Annotated in this window: 18 protein-coding genes; 7 read left to right on the top strand and 11 right to left on the bottom strand. The window is 67.7% G+C overall.

The genetic code is table 11. The annotated features are described in order from the left end of the window. Positions 1-39: 39 nt before the first annotated feature. Positions 40-1,296 (bottom strand): DUF2075 domain-containing protein, encoded by a 1,257-nt coding sequence (locus C7453_RS08475; RefSeq protein ID WP_114727123.1) that lies wholly within the window; start codon positions 1,294-1,296, stop codon positions 40-42. Between the two features lie 227 nt (positions 1,297-1,523). Between C7453_RS08475 and bioB the strand changes: the two genes are divergently transcribed. From bioB to C7453_RS08500, 5 genes are all read left to right on the top strand, one after another. After that, complete coding sequence (gene bioB, locus C7453_RS08480) at positions 1,524-2,537, top strand: biotin synthase BioB (RefSeq protein WP_114727124.1); 1,014 nt, start codon at positions 1,524-1,526, stop codon at positions 2,535-2,537. Positions 2,538-2,629: 92 nt separating this feature from the next. Continuing rightward, positions 2,630-3,265 (top strand): 7-carboxy-7-deazaguanine synthase, encoded by a 636-nt coding sequence (gene queE / locus C7453_RS08485; RefSeq protein ID WP_114727125.1) that lies wholly within the window; start codon positions 2,630-2,632, stop codon positions 3,263-3,265. Position 3,266: 1 nt separating this feature from the next. Further along, positions 3,267-4,004, top strand: coding sequence for a 7-cyano-7-deazaguanine synthase QueC (gene queC, locus C7453_RS08490; RefSeq protein WP_114727126.1), 738 nt, complete (start codon positions 3,267-3,269; stop codon positions 4,002-4,004). Beyond that, positions 3,997-4,524: a 6-pyruvoyl trahydropterin synthase family protein gene (locus C7453_RS08495; protein WP_114727127.1), complete on the top strand. Its 528-nt coding sequence runs from the start codon at positions 3,997-3,999 to the stop codon at positions 4,522-4,524. The genes queC and C7453_RS08495 overlap by 8 nt, the downstream gene beginning before the upstream one ends. After that, complete coding sequence (locus C7453_RS08500) at positions 4,517-6,022, top strand: SulP family inorganic anion transporter (RefSeq protein ID WP_114727128.1); 1,506 nt, start codon at positions 4,517-4,519, stop codon at positions 6,020-6,022. The genes C7453_RS08495 and C7453_RS08500 overlap by 8 nt, the downstream gene beginning before the upstream one ends. 270 nt (positions 6,023-6,292) lie before the next feature. Here C7453_RS08500 and C7453_RS08505 read toward each other — a convergent pair whose 3' ends face one another. From C7453_RS08505 to C7453_RS08550, 10 genes are all read right to left on the bottom strand, one after another. Further along, positions 6,293-7,141 (bottom strand): hypothetical protein, encoded by an 849-nt coding sequence (locus tag C7453_RS08505; RefSeq protein WP_114727129.1) that lies wholly within the window; start codon positions 7,139-7,141, stop codon positions 6,293-6,295. Further along, a complete protein-coding gene (locus C7453_RS08510) occupies positions 7,138-8,094 on the bottom strand; it encodes an MlaD family protein (RefSeq protein WP_114727130.1) in 957 nt (318 codons plus the stop codon). Before C7453_RS08510 ends, C7453_RS08505 begins: the two co-directional genes overlap by 4 nt. Next, the gene (locus C7453_RS08515; RefSeq protein WP_114727131.1) at positions 8,094-8,789 is read right to left on the bottom strand and encodes an ABC transporter ATP-binding protein; all 696 of its coding nucleotides are present in this window, start codon (positions 8,787-8,789) and stop codon (positions 8,094-8,096) included. The genes C7453_RS08510 and C7453_RS08515 overlap by 1 nt, the downstream gene beginning before the upstream one ends. 3 nt (positions 8,790-8,792) lie before the next feature. Then, positions 8,793-9,647 carry an MlaE family ABC transporter permease gene (locus C7453_RS08520; protein ID WP_114727348.1) on the bottom strand — a complete coding sequence of 285 codons (855 nt, stop codon included), beginning with the start codon at positions 9,645-9,647 and terminating at the stop codon, positions 8,793-8,795. Between the two features lie 32 nt (positions 9,648-9,679). Next, complete coding sequence (locus C7453_RS08525) at positions 9,680-12,001, bottom strand: adenylate/guanylate cyclase domain-containing protein (RefSeq protein ID WP_114727132.1); 2,322 nt, start codon at positions 11,999-12,001, stop codon at positions 9,680-9,682. A gap of 111 nt (positions 12,002-12,112) precedes the next feature. Next, positions 12,113-12,793 (bottom strand): DNA polymerase III subunit epsilon, encoded by a 681-nt coding sequence (gene dnaQ / locus C7453_RS08530; RefSeq protein WP_114727133.1) that lies wholly within the window; start codon positions 12,791-12,793, stop codon positions 12,113-12,115. After that, positions 12,790-13,416, bottom strand: coding sequence for a dephospho-CoA kinase (coaE, locus tag C7453_RS08535; RefSeq protein ID WP_114727134.1), 627 nt, complete (start codon positions 13,414-13,416; stop codon positions 12,790-12,792). Before coaE ends, dnaQ begins: the two co-directional genes overlap by 4 nt. A 2-nt stretch (positions 13,417-13,418) precedes the next feature. Continuing rightward, positions 13,419-14,327: a shikimate dehydrogenase gene (locus tag C7453_RS08540; protein ID WP_114727135.1), complete on the bottom strand. Its 909-nt coding sequence runs from the start codon at positions 14,325-14,327 to the stop codon at positions 13,419-13,421. A gap of 8 nt (positions 14,328-14,335) precedes the next feature. Next, positions 14,336-15,112 carry an N-formylglutamate amidohydrolase gene (locus C7453_RS08545; RefSeq protein WP_114727136.1) on the bottom strand — a complete coding sequence of 259 codons (777 nt, stop codon included), beginning with the start codon at positions 15,110-15,112 and terminating at the stop codon, positions 14,336-14,338. Positions 15,113-15,212: 100 nt separating this feature from the next. Next, positions 15,213-15,803, bottom strand: coding sequence for a TlpA family protein disulfide reductase (locus C7453_RS08550; protein WP_114727137.1), 591 nt, complete (start codon positions 15,801-15,803; stop codon positions 15,213-15,215). Between the two features lie 3 nt (positions 15,804-15,806). Here C7453_RS08550 and argH point away from each other — a divergent pair, with 3 nt between their 5' ends. Then, positions 15,807-17,237 (top strand): argininosuccinate lyase, encoded by a 1,431-nt coding sequence (gene argH, locus C7453_RS08555; RefSeq protein WP_114727138.1) that lies wholly within the window; start codon positions 15,807-15,809, stop codon positions 17,235-17,237. Beyond that, positions 17,234-17,386 (top strand): hypothetical protein, encoded by a 153-nt coding sequence (locus tag C7453_RS18915; protein ID WP_170143165.1) that lies wholly within the window; start codon positions 17,234-17,236, stop codon positions 17,384-17,386. Before argH ends, C7453_RS18915 begins: the two co-directional genes overlap by 4 nt. Positions 17,387-17,440 lie beyond the last annotated feature (54 nt).

The following is a 17,440-nucleotide window of genomic DNA, read 5'->3' on the forward strand; positions in this document are numbered from 1 at the left end:
GTGTCAAGTCCGAATCCTAGCACCGCCGGATTGGGTTTCCTATTCGTTCCCTGATGAAAAACCCGGCATCGCGGCGGTCGGACCCGATTCACGCTGACGCCACAATGTCATCAACCGTGCCCGCAGGGCCGGCCGGCTGGCATAGAGATAAAGCCCCCGCATCGGCCGCGTCATCAGCACGTTGATCGCGTTCAGCATGATCTGCTCGCGCGCACCCTCCGGGTCGGCAATCGCCCCTTTTCCGGCAAACGCGGCGCCATCCTCATAGCGCGCCGCATCGATGGTGATCCGATCCGTCACCGCGTCATAATCGACGCTCGGGCCGAGAATGACTCCGGCATAATTCAGGTCGAACCCCTGCACGGTATAAACCGATCCCACTTCATCAATGGTATCGGCCCGTTCCGCCCACGGCAGCCGCGCCTGCGGCAACGCCCGATCCCATCGCAGGTGAAAGCGCCCCTCGGTGATGAAATGATCATGTCCGTCGAGAACATAAGGATAATCATAAGTCGCCAGCATCCGGCACAGCCCAACCGCGTCCTCATGCCGGCGGATCAGCGCGTACATCGCCTGCGCATCGTCGAAGAGGCGGAAATCGAACGGCTGGGGCGCCGGCAGCGGCAGCAGTTCCCGCCTGCAGAACGCCTCGATCCAGCGCGGCACGTCATCATGGGCGTGCATGCGGAACTGGGTCGTCAGCCGCTCGAAGGCGGCCGGCCGATCCCCCAGCAGCCGACGCAGCGACGCCTCATCCCAGAAACTCTTGAATTTCAGAACCTGCCGCGGATCGAAGACCATGACGACGACACGACTGGCGCGGATAATCTCCTCCAACTGGTTGTCCTGAAGAAAGCGATTATAGGCATCCCGGCGGCTCAACAGCAGATGCGCCTCGTCGACGAACACGATATCCGCCCCCTGCCCGCTCTTGTGCGCCTGGTTGATAAAGCTGGTCGGTCGCTCATAATCGCGTTTGCGCAGGATTGCGGAGCCCTCGGCAATCCGGCGGTACAGCTTGATCATCTCCGGGTGGTTGACCAGAAACATCATGCTCCGGCCCGACAGGGCATCCCCGCTGCCACGCCCCGCCGCCTGCCGCAGCCTGGCGAACGCAGCATTCATGACGATGCTCTTGCCCGTGCCGGCGGCCCCCTCCAGCACCAGCACGCCGCCACGCCCCCCTGCATGCAGCCGGCAGAAATCCAAGATCCGGCCCACCAGCCGCTCCTGTTCCTCCGTCAGCTCATGATCGGGCGAGAGTTTGAGCGCGGCACGATTGTCTGAAATAGGCATGGCGAGCGTGCAGTCCCTGCGTCTGAACCGCGCCCTCGGTCAAAAAGGGCGCCTCCGTAGTGGCCATTTCCGTTATTCAACAGTCAATGATTTTTTGAATCCACACCCTCTCTCCTCTATCCCGTGGCGCACCCCAACAAGCCCTGACGGTGCGACATGGGTGACATCCCCCCTGCTTCTGTGGCACAGCGTTCTCCCTTATCGCCGACAATCCAGGAACCTGCCCGATGCCCGATGGTCTCATGCCGGCCGCATCGCCCGCTTTCGCCGATCCGTCCCTTCCGCCGGTCCGTACCGACTGGACGCGAGACGAAATCGCGGCGCTGATCGCCCTGCCCTTCCCCGAACTGCTGTTCCGGGCCCAGAGCGTGCATCGCGCCCGCTTCGACCCCACCGAGGTGCAGATCTCCACCCTGCTCTCGATCAAGACCGGCGGCTGCCCGGAAGACTGCGCCTACTGTCCGCAGAGCGCGATGCACGAGGATGGCGGCGTCAAGGCCAGCCGCCTGATGGCGGTGGACGCCGTGCTGAAGGAAGCCCGCGCCGCGCGTGATGCCGGGGCCGCCCGCTTCTGCATGGGCGCCGCCTGGCGCTCCCCCAAGGATCATGACCTCGAAACCGTCTGCGCGATGGTCGAGGGCGTGAAGGCCCTGGGGCTGGAAAGCTGCGTCACCCTGGGCATGCTCGATGCCCGCCAGGCCCAGCGCCTGCGCGATGCCGGGCTGGACTACTACAACCACAATCTCGACACCTCGCCCGAGCATTACGGCAACATCATCTCCACCCGCACCTATCAGGACCGGCTGGACACGCTGTCCAATGTTCGTGACGCCGGGATCAATGTCTGCTGCGGCGGCATCGTCGGCATGGGCGAGGACGAAAGCGACCGCGCCGGCCTCATCGCCAGCCTGGCCAGCCTGCCCAAACACCCCGAGAGCGTGCCGATCAACCTGCTGGTGCGCGTCGCCGGCACCCCGCTGGCCGAGGCCGAGGCGGTCGACCCGATCGATTTCGTGCGCATCATCGCCGCCGCCCGCATCGCCATGCCCGCCAGCCGCGTCCGCCTGGCCGCCGGGCGCGAGGACATGACGGACGAAGCCCAGACCCTGTGCTTCCTGGCCGGCGCCAACTCGATCTTCTACGGCGAAAAACTGCTCACCACCCCCAACCCCGAAGCTAGCCGCGACGCCCGCCTGCTGGCCCGCCTGGGCATGCACACGTCTCTGGTTCAGGCATCCTGAACAGGCTGCCGGCCGCCTCCATACGGCCGGCAGACACCGACAGCACGATTTAAGGCTTGCGTCCGGGCACGGCCTGTCCGAAATCACGCCGCATGGCCTATATGATCAAGGAGATGTTCGCGACCCTCCAGGGTGAGGGCGCGCATGCCGGCCGCGCCGCCGTGTTCTGCCGTTTCGCCGGATGCAATCTCTGGTCGGGGCGGGAGGCCGATCGCGCGGACGCGACCTGTCGTTTCTGCGACACCGATTTCGTCGGCACCGATGGTGAAGGCGGCGGCCGCTTCGCCGACGCCGACGCCCTGGCCGATGCCATCGCCGCCACCTGGGCCGCACCGGACATGGACCACGCCTTCGTCGTCTTCACCGGCGGCGAACCCCTGCTGCAACTCGACGCCCCCCTGATTGCGGCGGTCCATGCACGCGGCTTCGAAATCGCCATCGAAACCAACGGCACCCTCCCGGCCCCCGAGGGTATCGACTGGATCTGCGTCAGCCCGAAGGCCGACGCACCACTGGTCCAGCGCACTGGCCACGAACTGAAACTGGTCTACCCCCAGCCGGAGCGACTGCCCGAAACCGTCGCCGACCTGGATTTCCAGCAATTCTGGCTCCAGCCGATGGACGGCCCCGACCAGGCCCGCAATACCGCACAGGCCGTCGCCTACTGCCGCACCCACCCACGCTGGCGCCTCTCGTTGCAGACCCACAAGCTGATCGGGATTCCCTGACATGGCCGCATCCCTCACCCCCGCCGACCCGAAACAGGAAAGCGCGATCGTCCTGTTCTCCGGCGGCCAGGATTCCGCGACCTGCCTCGCCTGGGCCCTGTCGCGCTTCGGTCGCGTCGAGACGCTGGGCTTCGCCTACGGCCAGCGCCATGCGGTAGAACTGGAATGCCGCGACACATTGCGCGCGGGCATGGCGGCGCACGACCCCGCCTGGGCGGCACGCCTGGGCGAGGACCACACGCTGGCGCTCGACGCCCTGGGCGCGGTCTCCGACACCGCGCTGACCCGCGACGCCGCCATCACGATGAACGAGAACGGTCTGCCCAGCACCTTCGTGCCCGGCCGCAACCTGATCTTCCTCACCTTCGCCGCCGCCCTGGCCGCCCGCCGGGGCGCCCGCCACATCATCGGCGGCATGTGCGAGACCGATTATTCCGGCTACCCCGATTGCCGCGACGACACGATCAAGGCCATGCAGGTGGCGCTTAATCTCGGCATGGCCAGCCGCCTGGTCCTGCATACGCCGCTGATGTGGATCGACAAGGCCGATACCTGGCGTCTGGCCGAAAGCCTGGGCGGCCCCGATCTGGTCGCCCTGATCAACCGTGAGAGCCATAGCTGCTATCTGGGCACCCGCGAGACGATGCACCCCTGGGGCCATGGTTGCGGCACCTGCCCGGCCTGCGACCTGCGCCGCAATGGCTGGGAACGCTACATGGCAGGGCGCAAGAATGCTTGATCTGGTCTTCACCCGCCGTTTCTCGATGGGCCACCGGCTGATCCACGGTGCCAGCGAAAGCTGCGCCCTGCCCCACGGCCACAACGAATTCGTCACCGTGCGCCTGCGCCCCACCGCCCCCCGCGCGCTGGACGGGGCCGGCAACATGGTCGTGTCTTTCCAGCGCGCCAAGTCGCGCTGGCACCGCTTCGTGGACGAACGGCTGGACCACGCCCTGCAACTGGCCGAGGACGACCCACTCCTGGCGTGGTTCCGCGCGCACGAGCCAGAGCGCGCCCGCCGCATCATCGTCACGCCCGGCGACCCGACCACCGAACTGATGGCCTGCCTGATGATGGCCAAACTCAACGCGCTGCTGGACGCCGACGGCGCCCTGCTGCGCTGCGCGGAGATCACCTTGCAGGAAACCCCGACCAACACAGTCCGCTACGAAGGCGACCCGCTGGACATGCTGCCGGCCCCCCGTCCACCGGCACAATGCTGGTGGCTGCGCGCCGACGACAGCATCGCCGATGTCTGAATCAACATTGTCCGAATCCGCCTTGTCCGCCTCCCCGCTCTCCGGCTTTGCCCGCTACCGCGCCGAATGGACGGCCAATCCGGTGCGCGAGATCCTCGCCGGCATGGTCGGCACCTTCGCGCTGATCCCCGAAGTCATCGCCTTCTCCTTCGCCGCCGGGGTCGACCCGGAGGTCGGGCTGTATGCGTCGTTCGTCATCAGCGTCGTCATCGCCATCGCGGGCGGCCGCCCGGCCATGATCTCCGGCGCCGCCGGCTCAGTCGCACTGGTGGCAGCAGCACTGGTCCGGGCGCACGGCGTGCAATACCTGCTGGCCGCCACCCTGCTGGCCGGCCTGTTGCAGATGCTGGCCGGCGCGGCACGGCTGCACCTGCTCATGCGCTACGTCTCCCGCCCCGTCCGCACCGGCTTCGTCAATGCCCTGGCGATCCTGATCTTCTCGGCGCAGCTACCGCACATGCTCCATGTCACGTGGCACACCTATGCCTTGATCGCGCTGGGCCTGGTCATCATCTACGGCGTGCCACGCCTGTTCACCGCCATCCCCTCGCCGCTGATCTGCATCCTGGCCCTCACGGCCGTCGCCACCGCCTGGCCCATGCCGGTGCATACGGTGGCCGATCTGGGCCGCCTGCCCGACAGCCTGCCGCACCTGGTCTGGCCGCAGGTGCCGTTCTCCCTCGCCACGCTCGACATCATCCTGCCCTTCGCCGCCGCCATGGCCATGGTCGGCCTGCTGGAATCGATGATGACCGCCAGCGTCGTCGACGACATGACAGAAACCCACAGCAGCAAGCGCACCGAATGCGTCGGCCTCGGCCTGGCCAACGTCGCCGTCGGCCTGTTCGGCGGCATCGCCGGCTGCGGCATGATCGGCCAGACGGTCGGCAATCTCCGCTATGGCGGGCGCGGCCGTCTCTCCACCTTCATCGCCGGCGCCTTTCTCCTGCTACTGATGGTGGCGCTGCGGCCATGGGTCGCCCGCGTACCCGTCGCCGCCCTGGTAGCGATCATGATCATGGTCTCGGCCAGCACCTTTTCCTGGTCGTCGCTGCGCGACCTCCGCACCCACCCGCGCGGCGCCAGCCTGATCATGCTGGCAACGGTGGCGGTGGTCGTGGTCACCCACAATCTGGCGGCGGGCGTGCTGGTGGGCGTGCTGCTCAGCGGCCTGCTCTTCGCCGCCAACGTCTCGCGACTGGTCACGGTCGACGCCCGGTACGACGCCGCCACCGACACCCGGACCTACAGCGTAACGGGCCAGATCTTCTTCGCCTCCGCCGACCTGTTCGCCGAGGCGTTCGACACGCACGACACCGCCCGCCACATCCGCATCGACCTGCGCCACGCCCATTTCTGGGACATCACGGCCGTCGGCACGCTGCGCGACATCGTCTCACGAATGGAAAGCCACGGTCTCACGGTCGAACTCGAGGGCCTGAACACGGCCAGTGCAACCCTCATCACCCGTCATTCGGATCTCAGAACGGGGCAGTAAATGCGCGCTGGCGGCGACCCGACGCGCGTTTCCTGCGCTTCGGTGCTCGCGGCCATCAAGGCCGCTCCGCTCCGATGCTCGGAAACACACGACGGCCGTGCCGCTGCGCGGCACTCTCGCTCGCCAGCCCACATTTCCAGCCCCGTTCTCCGAGGCACCACACGCCTCAGACCGACGGAGTCGACTCCGCGAACAGCCACCAAGGCCGCCCCGCACCACGCTCGCGCGCCAGCCCACATGTCCAGCCCCGTTCTCCAAGGCCCACACGCCTCAGACCGGCGGAGCCGGCTCCACAAACGGGTCGGGCGCCCCGATAGCAGGCGCCACGCCCGGCGATTGCGCATGCAGGCTCTGCCCGGCCTGTAGCGTCAAGGCTGCCGCGCCGGCGGCATCCCCCGCCTGCCCAGCCGCGCGGGCCGCCAGGGTCAGCACGCGCGCCATGCCGCGATAATCCACCATCTGCCGCCGCAGATCGGCAGCCTGCACGGCCAGGTCCCGCGCCCCTGCCGGGTCATGGGGCAGCCGCATCCGGGCCTGCAATTCATCCTCGTCCGCCTGCCATTTCGCGGCCACGGGGCGCTTATGGGCCAGATGCGCCACGGCCTGCGCCAGCATCGTCCGGTCGCCCATCCCATCCGCGATCAACCCGGTCAGCAGACTGGCCTGTTCGGCAATCGCCAGATCGGGGCTCGCCATCGCCCCGGCGGCCAACGGCGCCGCCTCGCGGTCCCGCGACAGCCGATGCAGGGCCGCAGCCTGCGTCAGGTCCAGCCCCGCATCGGCGCCCGACCGCCCCCGCACCGCCAGCGCGGCCCGCGTGGCCGCAAGGGTCGAGAGCGCATCGGCCGGCTTATCCTGCGCCAGTTGCACCACCGCCAGATTATAGCCGGCATCGCCGATCGCCCCGGCATCGTCGCGCGCCAGCGCGCGCGTGCCCGCCTGCCGGTACTGGCCTTCCGCGACCGTCAGCCGCTCCAGTCCCGCCGACTGCTGCCCGCTCTCCATCGCCTGGTCCAGCACCGCATCGCCGGCCGGCGCCGCCTTGCCGCCCCCACACCCGGCCAACGCCGGCATGGCCAGTATCAGCAGCAGGGCCGCGCGCGTGCACCCAACCTTCATGGCGCGATCCTCCCCGCCGGCAGGCGGTGCGACGCGGGGGCTTTCGCTCCGCCGCCGCCCAGCAGCCACAGGCCGCGCAACTGGTCCGTCAGCTTCTGCAGGCTGGCGGCGGTGGTCTGCGCCTGCGTCAGCAGCACCGGCAACTCGGCCGACGTCTCCTGCAGGTTGCGCGTGATCGCCGGCATGTTCGGGGTGGCCTTGCGCAGGTCGCCCGACATGGCGCGGACATTGGCCATGCTGGCATCGGCCTTCGCCATGACCGACGACAATTGCCGCTCAATCGGTGTCAAATGGGCAACCGCATCGTTCAGCGACGTCACCAGCGTCTCGGCCTGACGGATCAGCTTGTCGTCGGTCATCAACTGCCCGGCGGTGCCCTTGCCGGCATGCAGGTCCGTCATCGTGGCATCCAGCATCGACATCATATGCTGCGCACTATCCAGCACCGGCATCACCCGCGCGCGGATATCGGCGAACGTCTGGGTGATCATGTCGGCCGGATTGGGTGCCGGATGCGCGGTCAGCACCGCGTAATGCCAGTCCATCACCTGCCCGGTGCCGCGCGTGATATCGATATAGTTCGCCCCGGCCACCACGAAGCGCCGCCGGATGGTGGCGGTGCTGTCGCGGCGCACGAAGGGTTCGATATCCGGGTCGATATCCGCGATCGCATACATCCCGCCGCTCGGATTGATGCGGATGCGCCGGATGGTGCCGGCATGAATGCCCACCACCTCGACATCGTCGCCCGGTGCCAGCCCACTGACGCCGCCATCAGGCAGCACGATCTGCAACCGACCGGCCGGCGTCAGCCAGTTATGCAGCACGCCCGCCTCGATCACGGCCGCCGCACAGATCAGCAGCGCCACCAGCACCAGCAGCCCGACCCATTCGTCGGCATAGCGCACCCGCACCAATTGCCGCGTCAGGCCCTTTACTTGATCCTTGGCCATCAGACCCCCCGCACCGGGAAAAGGCCTTCATCGAGAAGGCGCAGATGAACATTCACCGCCGACCGGTAATCGGCCCAGGTGGCGGCACGGCGCACAAACCAGATCACCGCCGCGCCCCGGTCGCGCGCCGCCGTGATCGCTTCCAGAAACGCGACCGCCGCATCTGCCGGCAGCACGTCGGAGATATCCTCCAGCACCAGCAGGTCGGGCCGGCCGAGAAAAGCCCGCACACAGGCGGCCCGCGCCAGGTCGGCCGGCGACAGATGCCCCGGACTGGTCACCGGCAGGCCGGGAAAGCCGAACGCCAGCCCCAGCGCCATGGCATCCGCCACCACGTCCGCGGTCGGCCGCGTCGTGTGATGCAGTTGCTGGAGAATGATGTTCTGGTGCGTGCCGAACAGGTCCAGCCAAGATCCGCGCCGGGTAATCCGCCCGATCCGCCCCCGCAGGGCGTAAAGCTGGCGATCCCCCAGTTCGGCCCAGTCCAGACCCATGAACCGCACGTTGCCCGAGGCCAGCGAGATCATGCCGCAGCACAGGTCGGCAAACAGCGTCGCCCGCGCGGAATCCCGGCATTCCACCACCGCACAGTCACCGGGCATCAGCCGCAGGTCGATCGGCACCGGCGCCATGCCGCTTTCGTCGAACGACGGCTGGGCGGCACGAAGTTCCAGGATCGGTCCCTCGTTCGCCATCGCTCAGCCCCCCAGGGTGAACAGGATATTGACGACCATCACCGTCATGATCCCCCGCGCGAACCCGCGCGGCATCAGGGTCGCGATCGTATCGTCGGCATCCACCAGCAGGCCGGTCATGCAGGCCCCCAGGCCCACGAAGAACCCGACCAGAATGAATTTCAGCGGAATGATCAGAAAATCCCACGACGACATCGCGGCCAATACATTGGCGAAGAACGTCCACACCGATGTCGTGATCACCCCCGAGGCATGGGTAATGATAAAACCCATCAGCAGCGCATTGGTGGCGAACAGGATGCCCAGCGTAAATCCGCCGACCATGAAGGCGCAGGTGCGCGGCAGCACCAGCAGCAGGAACGGGTCCATGCCCTGCGCCTGCAGCGCGCGGATCTGCCCCCCCAGCGTCAGCATGCCGATCTCCGTCAGCACCAGCATGCCGCTACGCCCCAGCAGGATGATCCCCACCAGCACCGGCGAGATCTCGCGCACCAGCACCGACACCAGGATCGACCCCGTCATCTGCGCCATGCCGGCAAAACCAAGCCAGTAGACCGCCTGCGATACCACCATCAGCCCCGCCAGCGTGGCGGTCACGATGGTGCTCAGAAACCCGCCGCTCACCACCTGGCGCAGGCACTGGCGAAATTCCTCCCGCACCGTCCGCCGCCAGGAATTGGGGCGCATGCTCTCGCGCACCACCCCCCACGCCGACCCGATCAGCACCAGCACGAACCGGACCTGATGGCGCGTCAGCCGCCCGATCCATGCCAGGGCGGGCCTGATACGCGCCAGCCGCGCCTTCAGCCAGCCCGACGGCCCGCCGGGCTGAACCTCCGGCGGCCCGTCTTCCGACATGTCGGACGGCGCCGGTGCAACCGCCTCGCCCGTCACCGGCGCCCCGCCAGAACATAGGTGCGCGTCATCCCCGCATGCGGCACGAAGAAGCGCCCGCGCTCACGGAACAGGAACCGCCCGCGCAGAAGCTGATAGACCTCCTCCGACACCTGGATCGTGCCGACATCCGGTGCCCCCTGGGCCATCATCTCGGCCATGCCGATGGCATCGCCCCACAGATTGAACACTTTCGGGTCGTCACCGAGCAGCCCGCCGAACACCGGACCGACATCGATCCCCATGCGGAAGACCGGGTCCAGGTCGGCGCGCGACAGGATCGAGAGCGACGCCTCGCGCATCACCAGCGCCGCATTCGCCATCCGCTCGGCAGCCGTCGGATCGGGCGTATGCGTGCACCCGGCCACGCAGACCAGCCGATGGCCCAGCATCTTGATGGAATACAGCCCATGGTCCCGCGCCACGGTCTGGAGCTGAACCGCCAGCGCCTCCACCAGCGCGATGATCCGCGCCGGATCGGCCCGCGAGGAGGTGATGATATCGGCAAAGGTAATGACCATGACCGCCACGGCCGGGAACAGCCCTTCCACCGGCCCCCCATGCCCGTCAGCCTGCGTGCTGCCCGGCGGAATCAGGAAGCCGTCGCCCAGCGAATGCTCGGCCTCCTCTGCAGGCGGCGCGGCCAGTTCCTCGGCGGCGGCGGCAACGGCGCTGTAATGCTGGGCGGAAAAACGCGCCGACACCACCCCCCCGATCATGGCAACGAAATGCGACACCAGCCCGGCGCGCGGCGCATCCTCCAGCGTGATCATGCCAATCGGCCCCGACGCCCCCAGGATGGGGGCCAGGAACAGGCTATGGCTACCGAAGGTCCGCATGAACAGCCGATGAAAACTGACCGTCCGCTCGTCCGCCCCCGCATCGGGCACCGTGATCGCATCGCCATGCGCCACCAGGTCGAAAAAAGCCTGCAGGTCGGTGCGCGACAGTTCGAAACCACCCGAATGGGCATCGTGCCGCGCATCGTAGGAATCGACGCACAGCAATGTGGAGCCGTCATGCATCAGCCGCCAGACCGAGGCCCGCCGCGCCAGCGTCATCTCCGCCAGGCTGCGCGTCAGGATCAGCGCCTCGTCGGTCGGGTCGAACAGCGCCGGGTAACCGGCCACCGCGCGCAGCGTCTGGCTCTCGCGCCCCGAAACCGCACGCAGGCCCGCCAGCTCCGCCGCCACATGGTCGGTCCGCCGCCCCTGGCGGAACAGCAGCCCCCCCAGCAGCGCGGCAAGGGCCACGATCAGCAGCGAGAACAGCAGGTTCTGCCGGCCGTCCACCATGGCGAAATTGGCGAAATCGCTTTCCGGCGCAACCAGGATCAGCACCCATTTCTTCGCCGTCGAGGGCAGCGGGGCCGCCATGGTCACGAAATTACGCTTGCCGCTGCGAATCGCATGCGGCCCGTATCCCAGCACGCGATACACGTCGAAAGCCTGCGCCAGCGCCGGATAGGTCTGGGGGTCCAGCACCATCTTCGACGGGTCCCAGTTGGCTTTCTTCGCCACATCCAGCATGTGCCGCCCGGCCAGAAGATGCCCGTCCTGGTCAAGGATCAGCGCATGGCCGCTCTTGCCGATCTTGAGGGAATCCAGAAAATTCGTCAGCTCGTTCATCGACAGGTTGACGGCGAAGACGAACTTCCGGCCATCCTGCCCCTGATAGACGATCGAGGCCGTAATGATCATCTGGCCGGTCTGGCTGATCAGATAGGGCGCCGACCAGTAAAGCTTGCCGGACTCCGCCGCCCCCCTGAACCATTCGCGGGTCCTTGGGTCAAAATTGCCGGTCGGATTGCTCTCCGTCCGCAGCATGGCGCCCTTCTCGTCATGAAACTGATGGACGAACTGCGCCCCGGCCCCCTCGCCGGTCAGTTGCGTCGTCTCCAGCCCCTTGCCCTTCGGGTCGCGTTCGATCAGGTCGAAATGCCCTTCGGAATCGGCCAGATAGAAGGAATGCACCTGCGGCACATGCCGCAGCATGCTGCCGCCGTAGGAATTGAAGATCTTGATGATGGCGGTCTGCGGGCCATGCTCCAGCATATCGCGCGCAATCACCGTTCCCGCCGTGGCCGGGCCCAGGTAATCGCCGACTTCCTGCGCGATGTAGTTCTGCTCGCTGACCAGCAGGTCGTGGGTCAGCGCCAGCGCGCCGGAACGGATCGAGCGATAGGAATGCAGCCCGATTCCGGCAATGACGGCCACCACCAGAACGACGCCGAAAATGGGCACACCGACATGCAGCAGAAAACGCCTGACCTGATCGGAACGGGCATCGGCGGGGTCCACGATCTCGTCAGCGTTCAATGATCTCTTCCCGATCTGTTGGCCCAGAGCGCACGACGGCTGCCCGGTTACGATAGGATACACGCGCCACAAAAACCAACCCGCGAGATGCCTACCTGCCACCCACCGCCGTTACAAAGACCAGATCGGCTCCTTGACCTTCTCCAGAAAACGGCTGTGCGCCGCCAGTTCCTCGGGCGTCGGCACAATCGGGCGCGGCGTACGGTTCGTAACACGGGCGTAGCTGTGCGCCGCCGGGCCGCCGGCCCCATCCTCCATCATCAGGCCCAGCCCGCGTTGGCGCCCCCCCATCAGTTCCAGATAGACCTCGGCCAAAAGCCGGCAGTCGAGCAGCGCGTTATGGGTGGTTCGGGCCGAGAGATCGATGTCGAAACGCCGGCACAGGGCATCCAGGCTGTTCGGCAGGCCCGGATAGCGTTCGCGCGCGATATCCAGCGTATCGACCATCCGGTCCAGCGACAGCACCGGCCGGCCGGCACGCTCCAGTTCCGCGTTTAGGAAGCCGAAATCGAAGCGCGCATTATGGGCGATCATCTCGTCCGGCCCGATAAACGCCAGAAACGCATCAGCGATCTCGTGAAACCGGGGCTTGCCCTCCAGATCCGCCAGCGTAAAGCCGTGAACCTTCGTCGCCTCCTCGGGGATGTCGCGCTCGGGGTGGATCAGCACATGAAAATTCTGCCCGGTCGGCAGATCGTCGATCAGTTCCAGCGCGGCGATTTCGATGACCCGATCCCCCTTCTTCGGGTCCAGGCCAGTCGTCTCGGTATCAAACAGAATCGTTCGCTTCATGGCGTCTTCCCTTCCCCGCGCATCCGCATTCCGGCATCCGCGCGCATCCGCGCGACCAGGCGCCGCACCCGGCGCACCGTGTCATTCCGCGACAACCCGGTACAGATCACATCATCCGCCCGCCGCCGCTTCTCGCGATCGGGCATCTGGCGCGCGATCACCGCCGCCACCTCGCCGGGCGCCATGCCCCGTCGCCTTGCCACGCGATGAATCTGCACATCAGGCGGCGCCGACACCACCGCAACCCGGTCGCACAACCGGTCCCCGCCGCCTTCGAACAGCAGGGGAATATCGAGCACCGCCCAGGAATGCCCAGCCCGCCGCGCCCGTGCCAGAAACCGGTCCCGCTCCTGCCGCACCATGGGGTGGATAATGCGCTCCAGCCCTTTCATGACCGTCCCATCGGCAATGGCCGCCCGCCGCAGCACCGCGCGATCCAGCACCCCCTCCCGCACCGAGCCCGGCACCAGCCGCCCGATCGCCGGCAACGCCCGGCCACCGGGCGCCTGCAACGCATGGACCACAGCATCGGCATCGAATACCGGGAAGCCGGCACGCCGCAGCATCCGCGCCACCGTCGACTTGCCCATGCCGATCCCGCCGGTCAGGCCGAGAATGCGCATCGTCACCGCGCGAGGTCGGCGTCGAACAGCGCCTGGATATCGGCATCGACCTCCGGATCGACCCCGAACCAGCATTTGAACCCCAGCCGCGCCTGATGCAGCAGCATCCCCGTGCCGTCCACCACCCGCAGCCCCCGTGCCACGGCGGCTGTCAGCAGCGGCGTCATGCGCGGCACGTAAACGATGTCCGACACCACCATGTCATCGGGCGCCCGCGACAGGTCGGGCGTAAACACGTCGCCTGGGCCGCCATGCATGCCCAGCGACGTCGTATTCACCAGCAGCGCATGCCCCGGCAGACGGTCCGTCCAGTCCGCCCAATCGATCACCGAAACCGGCACCGAGCCGTCGCCCGACAGCGCCTCGGCCAACGCGACAGCCCGGGCGGTCGTGCGATTGGCCACCGAAACCGCCATCCCACGATCCAGCAGGCTGGCGGCAACCGCCCGCGCGGCACCCCCGGCGCCCAGCAGCAGCACCGGCCCCCGCGCCACATCCACGCCCTTCGCCTCCAGGCTGGCGACGAACCCGTCGCCATCGGTCGAATGCGCCTCGATCGTCCCATCCTGCGCAAAGACCAGTGTATTGACCGACCCGGACCGCACGGCGGAACGATGCAGCCGGTCGGCAATCGCGAACGCCGCCTCCTTGTGCGGAATGGTCACGTTCGCCCCTCGGAACCCCGCGGCGCGCAGGCCATGCACCGCCACGTCGAATGCGCCGGGCGCCACCGGCAACGGCACATAGGCACCGTCGATGCCATACCGGGCCAGCCAGAAATTATGCAGTAGGGGCGAGCGCGAATGCGCCACCGGCCACCCGATCACCCCGGCCAGCGCGGTCGTCCCGCGAATCGTCAGCCGGCCGGGCGCAACCAGCGCCGAAGAAGGATGCTCCACCACGTCGTCCATTTCCGCCTTCATGCCGTGTAGCGCGCCCAGGCCAGAGGCAGCAGCCGCGCCAGCCGATCGGCCCATTCGCGTTGCCCCGCCGCATCGGCCACCAGATCCTGCCTTATCTCCAGTTCCACATGCGGCAGGTCACGCCTCTCGCCATGGAACGGCACCGTGAAGTCGCTGGTATCGGTCAGCGCATAGGGCTCGTTGTCCCCCACCAGCAGGCCCGGTTCCCGATCCAGCAGGTCCTTCAGGATCAGCCCGAAACGCGGGCCATGATTATGCAGGATGCCCGCATGCCACGGGCGCGCCATGTTATCCATCTCGGGCGTGAAACTATGCAGCGACACCAGCACCGTCGGCTGTCCCTGTGCCAGCCGTGCGTCCAGCTCCTCGGTAATCCGGTCGTGATAGGGTCGGAAGATCCGCTCTACCCGCTCCGTCTCCGCCGCCGCATCCAGTGCCGCATTGCCCGGCACCAGGGTTCCGTCACTGGCCCGCACGATCGAGGTCGGGTGCCCAGGCGCGCGATTGCAGTCGATCACCAGCCGCGAATAGACCTGCTCGACCAGAATCGTCTCCAGCCGCTCGGCCAGCAGGCGCCCCATGCCGGCCATGCCGATATCCCAGGCGATATGCCGTTCCCAGTCCGGCGCCGGCACGCCCAGATCGCCCAGCCGGGCCGGCACCGCCCGCCCCGCATGGTCGCTGACCAGAACGAATGGCGACAGGCCCGCCCGGCCATGCACCCGCACCGGCTGCGGATCGTCCGCGCCCAGCAGCGGTCCATCCTGTCGCATTCTGTCGTCCTCACCTGATATGCCGATCCCGGCCGGTTCTACCGCGCCCCCCGCCGGCACGAAAGCCACAGCCCGCGCCTCAGCCCCACAGCGCAGTCCCTCAACCGCCGGCCGCCAACCCCCGCACCCGCTCCGGCGTCGATGCCGGGTCCCAGCGCACCGGGCCGACGACCCGCGCCACCTCGCGCCCCGCCCGGTCGATTACCAGCGTCACCGGCACCCCGTCCTCCCGCAACGCGGTCGGTATCTGCATGTGCGGGTCGCACAGCACCGGCAGGTCGGCGATGCCATGGGTGCGATAGAATCGCCGCACCAGGTCCACCCCTCCATGGTCGATCGACACCGGCAGCACCACGATATCCCCCGCCGGCGCCACCTGCCGCGCCAGCGCGGCCAGCGCCGGCATCTCCGCCACACAGGGCTGGCACCAGGTCGCCCACAGATTCAGCACCACGATCCGCCCGTGCCAGTCGGCCAGATGCCGCGTCGCCCCTGCGTCATCCACGAAGCTCAACTCCGGCAGCGCACGCGGCGCGGCCGTGCGGTGCGCCGGCAGGTCCACCGGCACCGGCCCCTCCGCCCGTGCCGGTCTCGCAAGGATGGAATTGCACCCGGCCCACGCGGCCAGTAGGGTGCCGCCATCTGCGAGCAATGCTCGCCGACCGACGGTTTTCGACAGGATCTGGGGCATGGCATGTCTGTGAACGAAGAACATGCGACCGACAATGACTCCGCACGGGCGAATGTCCAGTGGGGCGGTCGGTTCGCGGGTGGCCCCTCGGCCATCATGCAGGACATCAACGCCTCGATCGGCTTCGACAAGGCCCTGTGGCGGCAGGATATTGCGGGCTCGCTGGCCCACGCCGCCATGCTGGCGAAAACCGGCATCATCAGTGCCGAAGACGAAGCCGAGATCCGTCGCGGCCTGACCGGCATCGGCGAAGAGATCGAAGCCGGCCGGTTCGATTTCAGCCCCCGGCTGGAAGACATCCACATGAATATCGAGGCCCGGCTGTCCGACCGGATCGGCGAGGCCGGCAAGCGCCTGCACACCGCGCGCTCGCGCAACGACCAGGTCGCGACCGATTTCCGCCTCTGGGTGCGCGACGCCATCGACGGGCTGGACGGCCAGATCGCATCCCTGATGCGCGCCCTCGCCCGCCGCGCGCGCGAACACGCGGCCGACCCCATGCCGGGCTTCACCCACCTGCAGACCGCCCAGCCCGTCACCTTCGGCCATCACCTGATGGCCTATGTGGAAATGCTGGCCCGCGATCGCGGCCGCCTGGCCGACACCCGCCGCCGCCTGAACGAATGCCCGCTCGGCTCGGCGGCCCTGGCCGGCACCTCCTTCCCGATCGACCGGCGGATGACGGCCAGCGCCCTGGGCTTCGACCGCCCGACCGCCAATTCGCTCGACGCCGTGTCCGACCGCGATTTCGCGCTGGAATATCTCTCGGCGCTGTCGATCATGGCCATGCACCTGTCGCGCTTGTCCGAGGAAATCGTGATCTGGTGCTCGGCGCCCTTCGCCTTCATCCGCCTGTCCGACGCCTTCACCACCGGCTCGTCGATCATGCCGCAGAAGCGCAACCCCGACGCGGCGGAACTGGTGCGCGCCAAGATCGGCCGCATCACCGGTGCGCTGGTCGGATTGCTGACGGTCATGAAGGGCCTGCCGCTGGCCTACGCCAAGGACATGCAGGAAGATAAAGAGCCGGTCTTCGCCGCCACCGACGCCGCCGCCCTGTCGTTGGCGGCCTGCGACGGCATGATCCGCGACCTCAAGCCCAATACCGAGCGCATGCGCGCCTATGCGGGCTCCGGCTTCTCCACTGCCACCGACCTCGCGGACTGGCTGGTGCGGGTGCTGAAACTTCCTTTCCGCACAGCCCACCACGTCACCGGCCGTCTGGTCGCGCTGGCGGAAAGCCGCAACGTGGACATCTCCGACCTCTCGCTGGCCGACATGCAGGCCGAAGAGCCCGGCATCACGCAGGACATCTTCTCAGTCCTCACCGTCGAAGCCTCGCTCGCCTCCCGCACCAGCGAAGGCGGCACCGCCCCCGCCAATGTCCGCGCGCAGGCCGAACGCTGGCTGGCCGCCCTGGGCGCTACGCCATGACCCGGCGTCTGATGCGCCCCCTGGGCACCGCTCTGGGTCTCGCCCTGCTGCTGACGGGCCTCACGGCCTGCGGCAAGAAAGGGCCGCCCTCAGCCCCCGGCCCGACCTCGCATATGACGTATCCCCGCACCTACCCCATGCCCGACTAAATTTGTGGGGGGAAACGCGCGCTGGTGGCGACCCGATGCGCGTTTCCTGTGCTC

This window comes from Gluconacetobacter liquefaciens (assembly GCF_003350405.1).
Classification (GTDB): Bacteria; Pseudomonadota; Alphaproteobacteria; order Acetobacterales; family Acetobacteraceae; genus Gluconacetobacter; species Gluconacetobacter liquefaciens.

What these genes read in the sequence shown, in the direction of transcription:
- C7453_RS08475 (WP_114727123.1), bottom strand. Translation starts at nt 1,296, where the DNA reads ATGCCTATTTCAGACAATCGTGCCGCGCTCAAACTCTCGCCCGATCAT.
- bioB (WP_114727124.1), top strand. Translation starts at nt 1,524, where the DNA reads ATGCCCGATGGTCTCATGCCGGCCGCATCGCCCGCTTTCGCCGATCCG.
- queE (WP_114727125.1), top strand. Translation starts at nt 2,630, where the DNA reads ATGGCCTATATGATCAAGGAGATGTTCGCGACCCTCCAGGGTGAGGGC.
- queC (WP_114727126.1), top strand. Translation starts at nt 3,267, where the DNA reads ATGGCCGCATCCCTCACCCCCGCCGACCCGAAACAGGAAAGCGCGATC.
- C7453_RS08495 (WP_114727127.1), top strand. Translation starts at nt 3,997, where the DNA reads ATGCTTGATCTGGTCTTCACCCGCCGTTTCTCGATGGGCCACCGGCTG.
- C7453_RS08500 (WP_114727128.1), top strand. Translation starts at nt 4,517, where the DNA reads ATGTCTGAATCAACATTGTCCGAATCCGCCTTGTCCGCCTCCCCGCTC.
- C7453_RS08505 (WP_114727129.1), bottom strand. Translation starts at nt 7,141, where the DNA reads ATGAAGGTTGGGTGCACGCGCGCGGCCCTGCTGCTGATACTGGCCATG.
- C7453_RS08510 (WP_114727130.1), bottom strand. Translation starts at nt 8,094, where the DNA reads ATGGCCAAGGATCAAGTAAAGGGCCTGACGCGGCAATTGGTGCGGGTG.
- C7453_RS08515 (WP_114727131.1), bottom strand. Translation starts at nt 8,789, where the DNA reads ATGGCGAACGAGGGACCGATCCTGGAACTTCGTGCCGCCCAGCCGTCG.
- C7453_RS08520 (WP_114727348.1), bottom strand. Translation starts at nt 9,647, where the DNA reads ATGTCGGAAGACGGGCCGCCGGAGGTTCAGCCCGGCGGGCCGTCGGGC.
- dnaQ (WP_114727133.1), bottom strand. Translation starts at nt 12,793, where the DNA reads ATGAAGCGAACGATTCTGTTTGATACCGAGACGACTGGCCTGGACCCG.
- coaE (WP_114727134.1), bottom strand. Translation starts at nt 13,416, where the DNA reads ATGCGCATTCTCGGCCTGACCGGCGGGATCGGCATGGGCAAGTCGACG.
- C7453_RS08540 (WP_114727135.1), bottom strand. Translation starts at nt 14,327, where the DNA reads ATGGACGACGTGGTGGAGCATCCTTCTTCGGCGCTGGTTGCGCCCGGC.
- C7453_RS08545 (WP_114727136.1), bottom strand. Translation starts at nt 15,112, where the DNA reads ATGCGACAGGATGGACCGCTGCTGGGCGCGGACGATCCGCAGCCGGTG.
- C7453_RS08550 (WP_114727137.1), bottom strand. Translation starts at nt 15,803, where the DNA reads ATGCCCCAGATCCTGTCGAAAACCGTCGGTCGGCGAGCATTGCTCGCA.
- argH (WP_114727138.1), top strand. Translation starts at nt 15,807, where the DNA reads ATGTCTGTGAACGAAGAACATGCGACCGACAATGACTCCGCACGGGCG.
- C7453_RS18915 (WP_170143165.1), top strand. Translation starts at nt 17,234, where the DNA reads ATGACCCGGCGTCTGATGCGCCCCCTGGGCACCGCTCTGGGTCTCGCC.